Below are 8,716 nucleotides of genomic sequence, written 5' to 3' on the forward strand. Positions count from 1 at the left end.
GTTACGGTACTGTTCGTCGACCGTTTCGGCCTCGCCAGCGAGGGCGATCCGACGCCGATCGAGCACCGTCCGCTCGGTGGGTCTGGCTTTGCGTATCGACGCGATCCATGGAAACCGGTTCCGGTACTCTCATTCCGGTTCGACTCAAACGCTCGGTCGAATGGTCTCTGAGGTAGCCCTCACCGTCGATCTCGCGATTATCGTACTGGGTGCAACGGTTGCCGGCTTCCTCGCGAAGCGAACGGGCCAGCCGACGATCATCGCCTACATCCTGGCGGGCGTCGTGCTGGGCCCCGCCGTCCTCGGCGTCGTCGAGGTCGGCGACCTCACGGATCTGCTCTCCGAACTCGGGCTCGCCTTTCTGCTCTTTCTGCTCGGGATCAAGATGCGACTCGAGGAGATCCGATACGTCCTCGCGCCGATCGTCAAGATCTCGATCCCCCAGATGGTGGCGGTCTTCCTCGCGGGGATGGGGGTCTCGCTGGCGCTCGGTTTCTCCGCGCTCGAGTCGCTGCTGATCGGGCTCGCGGTGATGTACAGCTCCACCGCGGTCGTCATCAAGATGCTCACGGACAAAGACGAGGCGACCTCGCTGCACGGCAAGCTCGACGTCGGCGTCCTGCTCGTCCAGGACGTCGTCGTGGTCATCATCCTCGCGGTGCTCGCGGCCGGGCGACCCGACGGTCTCGCCGAGGTCGCGACGACTCTGGCCGTCGTGCTCGTCCTCGTCGCGCTCGTCACCGTCGCCGCGGTCGGCGCGTCCCAGACGGTGCTACCGGTCGTCTTCCGCCGAGTCGCCGACAACAAGGAGGTGTTCTTCCTGCTGGCGATCTCCTGGGCGTTCCTGTTCGTGTTCGTCTCCGACAACATCAACCTCTTTCTGGCCCCGCTGGGGATCGAGGCGTACCTCTCGATCGAGATGGGCGCGTTCATGGCCGGACTGGCCATCGCACAGCTCCCCTACAGCAAGGAGCTGCAGGATCGAATCAACCCGTTGACCGACCTGTTCGTCATGGTGTTTTTCGTTTCGGTCGCACTCGACCTCCAGGCGAGCCAGCTTCTGTTTTACGCACAGGAGGCGATCGTCGCCGCGCTGGTGTTGATGCCGATCAAGTTCGCGGTCTTCTTCTACCTGCTCGACTGGCAGGGCTTTGGCACGGAAACGACGTTTCTCGGGAGTATCAACATGATCCAGGTCAGCGAGTTCGGAATCATCGTCGCCGCCGTCGCGTTCGAGGGCGGCTTCATCGAGGCGGAGGTGCTCGGCTTCATGACCCTGCTCGCGATCTTCACGATGGCCGTCTCGGTCTACTTCATCGAGTTCAGCCACCCGCTGTTCGAGCGCTTCGAACCGACGCTCTCGAGGTGGACCGGCGACGGCGCGTTCGAGGGCGAGAAACGGGAGTACCGCGATCACGCGGTCGTCATCGGCTACGACGAGGTGACCCGCAACGCCCTCCCGGTGCTCGCGGACCGCTACGACGACGTCGTCGTCGTCGACCGAACGGTCGAGCACATCGAGGCGCTCGAGGAGGAGGGGTACGACGCGATCTACGGAGACTTCCGGAACGCCACGATCCGGAAGGACGCGGCCGTGAAAAAGGCCGACTTCGCCCTCTCGTCGTCGGTCCAGCCGGAGATCAACAAGGCGCTGCTCAGGGAGGTCGCGGACGACGCCGTCGTCTTCGTCGAGGCCGAACGGCTCGAGGACGCACGCGACCTCTACGACAGGGGCGCCCACTGCGTCGTCGTCCCGCCGTACTTCGCCGCCGACAGGCTCGCGGAGTACCTCCGGGCGTACCTCGAGGAGGAGCCGGTTCTCGAGGACGCGTTCGACGCGGACGCCGAACTGCTGGCGAGTTCGGAGCCGTTCCCGACCACCGCCGAACAGCTCGGGGGTGAACTGGATGACTGATCTGCTCACCGCGCTCTCGATCATCTTCATCGTCACGGGCCCGTTCCTCCTGGCGGCCAACCGGTTCGATCTCCCGACCGTCCCGTTCCTCGTCCTCGCGGGGATCGTCGTCGGCTTCTTCGTCGAACCGGAGCTCACGCTCGAGCTCGCCCAGTACGGGATCGCGTTGCTCGTGTTCTCGTTCGGGGTCGAGATCAACTTCTCGGCCGTGCGGACGGTGCTGGTCGACAGCGAGCTGGCCGCCGTCGGACAGATTCTCGTCGTCGGTTCGCTCGGGTTCGGGCTCGGCGTCGCGCTCGGCGTCCCGCCCGGGGACGCGATCTACCTCGGCGCTGCGGCGGCGCTGTCATCGACGATCGTCGGGACCGCGCTGTTGCAACGGGAGTACGATACGAACCTCGTTCGCGGCCGGCTCGCCCGATCGCTACACTTCGTGCAGGACCTGCTCGCGATCCTGTTCGTGCTCGTGTTGAGTGCCGCGACGCTCGCAGCCGAGCCGGTCGCGGCGGCCGTCGGCTACGGCGTCGCGTTGCTCGTCGCCGCCGTCGTCGTCAACCAGTACCTGTTCGACCCGGTCGGCGAGTTCGCCGGCGACTCCGACGAGCTCATGATCCTTGCAGTCGTCTCGCTACTGGTCGCGTTCGTCGGCGTGGCCGAGTACGTCGGCATCTCGATCGTCGTCGGCGCGTTCGCCGCCGGACTCGCGGTCCGTCACGACCCCGTCGACTATCTGGGCCTGTTCAACGGCCTCGAGTCGATCAAGGACTTCTTCGTCGCCATCTTCTTCGTCACGATCGGCGCGCTGGTCGTCCTGCCGTTCGTCGAACTCGGGTGGACCGCGTCCCTCGAGAAGCTCCTGCTCGCGGGCGTCCTCGTCGGCCTGACCGTGGTGGTGAAGCCGGCAGTTACCACGGCGATCCTGATCTACCAGGGGTACGAGCCGCGGACGGCCACGCTGACCAGCCTCAACACCGACCAAGTAAGCGAGTTCGCGCTGATCATCGCGATCGAGGCGCTGGTGCTCGGCCTTCTGAGCCAGTCGGTGTTCGACGCGATCATCTTCGCCGCGGCGGTAACGATGGTGACCTCGAGTCTCACCCAGCGCTACGACGAGGAGATCTACAGGACGCTGGCCGACCGCGGCGTCCTCGGCGACAGACACGAGAAGATCGACGACTGGAGTTCGGTTCCGACCGACCGCTCCGATCACGTCGTGATCGTCGGCTACGGCCGTCAGGGACAGCGACTGGTCGAAACCCTCGAGGAACTCGACCAGCCGTACGTCGTCATCGAGAACGACCCGTCCCGCAGGGACGTAGTTACCGCCGAGTGCGACGCCTACGTCTTCGGCGACGCGATGGAACGGTACACCTGGGAGAAAGCGAACGTCGAGGACGCACGGATCGTGGTTTCGACGGTAAAGTCCGAACTCGTCTCCAGGCGGATCCTCTCGCTCGAGTTCGAGGCCGACCTCACCCTTCGATCGGGCGACCGGGAGACCGCGCTGGAACTGCTCGACGCGGGAGCGCTGTACGTCAGCCACTCGGAGCTGCTCGCCGGCCAGCGACTCGTCCAGCAGCTCCGGGCGCTGTTCGACGACGAGCTAACGTCGGCGGAGCTTCGGGACCAGCAGCGAGCCGAACTGGAGAGTCGCGCTGACCCCGTGTTCAAGCCGCTCCGCTAGCGGAGCTCCGAGAGGCCGTCCGGTTTCGATACGGACTCCCGGCGAGAGAGGCACACAACTGTTTTGGCGCTGCCCTCGCTACGATCCCGATACCGATGTTCGAATCAGCCGAGCCGGGCCGTCTCCTCCGCAACCTGAGCATCTACACCGTGGCGGTCCTCGTTGCGATCGCGGGCGCGATCGGACTGATCGACGTGATCGACGTCCCCGCCGCCCTCGCCGGAGCGTTGCTCGTCCTCGGCCTTGCAGTCGTTCTCGCGGTCCACGAGTACCTCGGCGGTCCGTTCTGAGCGGGTAGCTCCTCCTCACCGATCACGGAACCACGGCGGAATCAGTACTGCTCGCGCTGGGCGGTGAACCCGTACCGTTCGAGTTCGGCCAGTCGCTCGAGGTGATCCGTGGCGAGCGTCTCCGCGTCGATCTCGCCCTCGAGCAACGCGTCGACGATCTCGATCAGCTGCTCGCCGGCCAGGATATCCGGGACGGTGACGTACGTCGCACCGGCCTCGACGAGTTCCGCGGCCTGTTCGGCGTCGTCGGACCGAAGGACGACGTCGGCGTCGGTCTCGAGTTCGAGCAGGTGTTCCGAGACGGGACGGTGGTCGACCGTCGAGACGACGAGCGCGGCGTCCTCGAGGCCCGCCTTCTGCCACGGGTAGGTCGACATCGCGTCGCCGAAGACGTAGTTGCGACACTCGGCCTCGAGTCGGTCGTACAGCGCGGGATCGTTCTCGACGACGACGTAGCTCCGATCGAGGTCCTCGAGCGTCTCGACGAGGCGGCGGCCCTGACGACCGTAGCCGACGATCACGACGTGATCGGCGAGGTCGTCGTCGACCCGGCTATGCTGGTCGACCTTCCGCGTTCGCTGTTCGGTGAAGAATTGCGAGACCACCGCGGAGTACATCTCCTCCTCGGTGCGCCTGGCGAAGGCGGTGAGCAGCATCGTCACCGCCGCACCGAGGATGATCGCGTCGAACATCGCCTCGGTGATCGTCCCCATAAGAAACGCCTGGATTGCGATAACCAGCGAGAACTCGCTGACCTGGTTGAGACCGGTCGTGGCGAAAAACGCCGTTCGGACGTCGTACCCTTCGTAGACGAACGCCAGCAGCAAGACGACCGGGTTGACGATCGCCACCAGCGCCACGAGCACCAGCGCAATCGTCGCCGTCTCGAGGGTCGGGACCGAGACCAGCGCGCCGACGGTGACGAAGAAGATGGTGACGAAGAAGTCCCTAATCGAGTCGATCCCGTTCCCGACGGCCAGCGACTGCGTCCCGTCGTTTCTGATCGCGATTCCGGCGGCGAAGGCGCCGACGACGATCGAGATGCCGACGTACTCGGCGGCCGCCAGGAAGGCGACCAGGATCGAGACGCTGCCCATCAACACGAGTTCGTCCGAGCCGTCGGCGGCCCGGACCAGCAGCGGGAACCCGTGGCGGTAGATCACCAGTCCGGCGACGATCAACACGACGCCGTAGCCGATCTTTGAGGAGACGGCGTCGGCGGTTATCACCTCCGTGCTCAGGATCAAGAGGAGCGCGATCGCGACCAGATCGTCGAAGAAGTGGATCGACGAGGCGAGCCGACCGTGGACGAGGTTGTCGCGGATCTCGATCTCGAGCATTCCGGCGCCGACGAGCGTCGAACTCAGGGTGACGGCGGCGCTGAAGTAGACGGCGTTTCTGAACGGTTCGGCGAACCCGAAGAGGTCGCCGAGAATGTAACCGGCGCCGAACGCGATCGGCGCGACGACGAGCAGCTGGGTGATCGCGGCGATCTCGCCGTCCCTGAGCACCGACTGGACGTCGCCGAGGTCGAGCCGGATCCCGAAGACGAACACGAGGAACGCGATCCCCCACTGGGCCAGCACGAGGAGTTCGTCGAGCCCGATGGTCCAGCCGACCGCGAGCCCGGCGAGGAGGTAAAACGGGATGGTCGGGAGCCGGAACTGGTTGGCGACGAACAACAGCGCGCCGGCGGCGACGAAGATGATCCCGAGGTCGACGATCAGCGCCTCAACCATCGGTCTCACCCCCGTCGCCGATCATCTCGTCAGCCGGCTCGTGGCTGCGCCGCCTGAGTCGCTCGAGGTCGTCGTTGACCGTCTCGTCGAACGCCGACCGATCCTCGAGGTACCGTTCGAGGTACTCGGCGAGCATCTCCGCGGTCAGGTGCGTACTCATGACGACGTACGTCGCGTCGCGGTCGTAGAGCGCGCGGGCGTCGTCGATCCGCTCGGCCTCGACGAAGACGACAGCGTCGTCGGCGACCTCCTCGAGCAGCGCCTCGTTGACCTCGCGTTCGACGCTCGAACTCAACACGAAACTCGCCTCCGAGAGGTTCGCCTCCGTTCGGATCTCGGAGTGGCGGAAGTCCCCGAAGATGTAGTCGTACGGTTCGTCGGCGTCGTCCTCGACGTGTCCGGCCCGGCGGTCGATGAGGACGACGTCGTCGTAGCGCTCCGCCAGCAGCGGCAGGATCCGCTCCGTGATATCGTCCCGGCCGATCGCGATGGCGTGGTCGCTGTAGGTCTCGATCTCCGCGTCGCGGTCGTCGGCCGACTCGAATCGGCGGAACCACGGCTCGACCCGCCCGTAGATCGCGTGATTGTTGGCGACGATGTACGTCGAGACGGTCATCGTCAACAGCGCCATCAGAGTGAGATAGCCGAGGATTTCGGGACCGATGTACCCCTGCTGGAGGGCCAATGCCCCGACGATCAGCGAGAACTCGCTGACCTGCACCATGTTGATCGAGGCGAGAAACGTCGGCTCGACGCCGAACCCTTCCCGGTCGATGAGGTAGAACATGATCCAGAAGTTCCCGACCATCAGGACGATCGAGGCGACGATCGCCTCCTGCCAGTAGGCGAAGAGGCTCGCGGCGCCGCCCTCGATCTGGAGCCCGATGCTCGCGAAGAACACCAGGATGAAGAAGTCGGTGATCGGCGTAATCCGGTCCTCGAGTTCCTTGCTGTAGGGGAGCTGTGCGAGGCTGAGTCCGGCCAGGAACGCGCCGATCTCGATGCCGCCGTCGAACTGGCTCCCCGCAGCGGCGATAAACAGGAACGCCCAGGCGATCGCGACGATCAGGAACACGTCCTTGTTGTCCGCGATGCGACGGAACAGCCGTGGAAGGATGTACTTCGAGGAGGCGATCGAGAAGATTCCGATGAAGGCCATCATCGCGAACACGATCGCGAGCGTCTGGAGGATCTCCCCCACGTTGTCGAGCGAGTCGGCGCTGAACATCGCGAGGACGACGACGAGGTAGATGTCCTGGACGATGAGGACGCCGACGTCGATCTTCCCGGGGAGCGTGGTGATCTCGTCCTTGTCGGAGAGGACCTTGACGATGATCGGCGTCGCGCCGAACACCGTCGCGAGCGAGATGACGAGGACCTCCATCGTTCCGAAACCGAGCGCCAGCGCGACCAGGAAGGCGAGCGCCGTCTGCAACACCGTCTGGCCGACGGCGACGTTCGTCACCGGTCGAAGGATCTCTTTGATATCCGAAAACCGCATCTTCATCCCGAGCAGAAAGAGCAGGAACCCGAGTCCCAGCTCGGACATCAGATAGACCAGTCCTTCGTCGGTGACGATGTCGAACGCGACCGGGCCAAGGATGACCCCCGCGGCGATGTAGGCGATGATCGTCGGCTGTCCCAGTTGCCTGACGAGGATACCGATAACTGTCGCCACGACGATGATGATCGCAAAATCGGCGGCGAGGGCGATTTGACTCATCGGTAGTCCCGGCTCATATCCGGCGGTTCGTACATTCGGTGTAAATACGTTTTCGTTCCCGGAGGAAAAACGGATCCGATCGGCGATTCCTCGGGGCCAACCTCGTCCTCGAGACTACGACCGGCCCGAGTCTACTGGCTCGCCGTAACCCGTAACAGCAGACCGCCTCATACGGATTGCTGTAACGATTTACCGGCGCAACCGCGACCCGTACGGCGGTTGCGCCGGTAATGACTTACAGGAAACCGTATCAGTCCGCGAGTCCCTCGATCAGGAACTCCGCCGAGGCGAGGTTCGTCGCCAGCGCCGTGTCGTGAACGTCACAGATCCGAAGCAGCGCGGAGATATCGGGCTCGTGGGGCTGGGCCCGCAACGGATCCCGAAGGAAGACGATCCCGTCCAGGCGGTCCTCGGCGACCTCCGAACCGATCATCAGGTCCCCGCCGAGCGGGCCCGACTCCTTGCGCTCGATCTCGAGGTCGGTTTCGTCCATCAGTCGTTTCCCGGTCGTTCCGGTTGCGATCAGCTCGTACTCCCGGAGCTGGGCCTCGTGGGCCTGCGCGAACTCGATGAGATCGGTCTTCTTCTCGTCGTGGGCGATGAGCGCGACGCGGGTCATAGGTCGACATCGTCGTAGGGGACCATAACGCTGGCCGAACCGGAGAACGGAAGCGCTTTTGGGACCCGATCGCACGAACGACACCATGACGGAACTCAGCGCACACCACGTCGGCGTCACCGTCGACGACCTCGAGGAGACGCTCCCGTTCTACCGTGACGTACTCGGACTCGACGTCCTCGATCGGTTTTCGGTCGAGGGCGAGGCCTTCGCCGACGCCGTCGGCGTCGACGGTGCGGGCGCCGACTTCGTCCACCTCGAGGCGAACGGCGTCCGCCTCGAGCTCGTCGAGTACGATCCCGAAGCCGACCCCCGGCCGACGCCGGGGCTCAACGAGCCCGGCGCGACCCACGTGGGGCTCGCGGTCGCGGACCTCGAGGCGTTCTACGCCGACCTGCCCGAGGAGGTGCCGACGATCAGCGAGCCCCGGACCACCGCGAGCGGGACGTCGATCTGCTTCCTCCGGGATCCCGAGGGAAACCTCGTCGAAATACTGGAAACGTAAGGAGAAGAGCGCGTACTGTGAGCGAGCGGACCTCAGCCCATCAGATACCGGAGCTTCGGGAAGCGCTCGACGAGCGCTTCGCCGCCGACCTCGATCCGCTCGAGGGATCGGTCCAGTCCGAGGATCCGACCGGCGCCGAAGGCCGCCAGCGCGAGGAAGACGATGGCGTAGATCAGCGTCGAGTCGAACAGCGCGAGCCACTGTCCCTCCCAGCCGCCGAGGTAGAACAGGCTCATCTGGA

At 65.0% G+C, this 8,716-nt stretch carries 7 protein-coding genes and 1 pseudogene; 4 read left to right on the top strand and 4 right to left on the bottom strand.

Annotation, left to right across the window (positions count from 1 at the left end; all coding sequences use genetic code 11):
* Positions 1 to 160 precede the first annotated feature (160 nt).
* From ACNA7R_RS10765 to ACNA7R_RS10775, 3 genes are all read left to right on the top strand, one after another.
* Positions 161 to 1,915, top strand: coding sequence for a cation:proton antiporter (locus ACNA7R_RS10765; protein WP_416283567.1), 1,755 nt, complete (start codon positions 161 to 163; stop codon positions 1,913 to 1,915).
* Entirely contained in the window at positions 1,908 to 3,599 is a 1,692-nt protein-coding gene (locus tag ACNA7R_RS10770) for a cation:proton antiporter (protein WP_416283568.1), read from the top strand. Before ACNA7R_RS10765 ends, ACNA7R_RS10770 begins: the two co-directional genes overlap by 8 nt.
* Before the next feature lie 95 nt (positions 3,600 to 3,694).
* Positions 3,695 to 3,889, top strand: coding sequence for a hypothetical protein (locus tag ACNA7R_RS10775; RefSeq protein ID WP_416283569.1), 195 nt, complete (start codon positions 3,695 to 3,697; stop codon positions 3,887 to 3,889).
* A gap of 41 nt (positions 3,890 to 3,930) precedes the next feature.
* On the opposite strand, the gene ACNA7R_RS10780 is transcribed toward ACNA7R_RS10775, so the two are convergent.
* The 3 genes from ACNA7R_RS10780 to ACNA7R_RS10790 form a co-directional block, all read right to left on the bottom strand.
* The gene (locus ACNA7R_RS10780) at positions 3,931 to 5,628 is read right to left on the bottom strand and encodes a cation:proton antiporter (protein ID WP_416283570.1); all 1,698 of its coding nucleotides are present in this window, start codon (positions 5,626 to 5,628) and stop codon (positions 3,931 to 3,933) included.
* Positions 5,621 to 7,351, bottom strand: coding sequence for a cation:proton antiporter (locus tag ACNA7R_RS10785; RefSeq protein ID WP_416283571.1), 1,731 nt, complete (start codon positions 7,349 to 7,351; stop codon positions 5,621 to 5,623). Before ACNA7R_RS10785 ends, ACNA7R_RS10780 begins: the two co-directional genes overlap by 8 nt.
* Before the next feature lie 250 nt (positions 7,352 to 7,601).
* Positions 7,602 to 7,970, bottom strand: coding sequence for a methylglyoxal synthase (locus tag ACNA7R_RS10790; RefSeq protein ID WP_416283572.1), 369 nt, complete (start codon positions 7,968 to 7,970; stop codon positions 7,602 to 7,604).
* A gap of 85 nt (positions 7,971 to 8,055) precedes the next feature.
* Here ACNA7R_RS10790 and ACNA7R_RS10795 point away from each other — a divergent pair, with 85 nt between their 5' ends.
* Positions 8,056 to 8,475 (top strand): VOC family protein, encoded by a 420-nt coding sequence (locus ACNA7R_RS10795; RefSeq protein WP_416283573.1) that lies wholly within the window; start codon positions 8,056 to 8,058, stop codon positions 8,473 to 8,475.
* A 32-nt stretch (positions 8,476 to 8,507) separates the two neighbouring features.
* Here the strand turns inward: ACNA7R_RS10795 and ACNA7R_RS10800 are convergent.
* A pseudogene (locus ACNA7R_RS10800) lies at positions 8,508 to 8,716 on the bottom strand (DoxX family protein); the annotation flags it as partial.

Origin of the sequence: Natronococcus sp., assembly GCF_047921035.1 — an archaeon.
Lineage (GTDB): Archaea > Halobacteriota > Halobacteria > Halobacteriales > Natrialbaceae > Natronococcus.

Excerpts from the sequence above, each read along its gene's own strand:
- ACNA7R_RS10765 (WP_416283567.1), top strand. The coding sequence starts at position 161 with ATGGTCTCTGAGGTAGCCCTCACCGTCGATCTCGCGATTATCGTACTG.
- ACNA7R_RS10770 (WP_416283568.1), top strand. The coding sequence starts at position 1,908 with ATGACTGATCTGCTCACCGCGCTCTCGATCATCTTCATCGTCACGGGC.
- ACNA7R_RS10775 (WP_416283569.1), top strand. The coding sequence starts at position 3,695 with ATGTTCGAATCAGCCGAGCCGGGCCGTCTCCTCCGCAACCTGAGCATC.
- ACNA7R_RS10780 (WP_416283570.1), bottom strand. The coding sequence starts at position 5,628 with ATGGTTGAGGCGCTGATCGTCGACCTCGGGATCATCTTCGTCGCCGCC.
- ACNA7R_RS10785 (WP_416283571.1), bottom strand. The coding sequence starts at position 7,351 with ATGAGTCAAATCGCCCTCGCCGCCGATTTTGCGATCATCATCGTCGTG.
- ACNA7R_RS10790 (WP_416283572.1), bottom strand. The coding sequence starts at position 7,970 with ATGACCCGCGTCGCGCTCATCGCCCACGACGAGAAGAAGACCGATCTC.
- ACNA7R_RS10795 (WP_416283573.1), top strand. The coding sequence starts at position 8,056 with ATGACGGAACTCAGCGCACACCACGTCGGCGTCACCGTCGACGACCTC.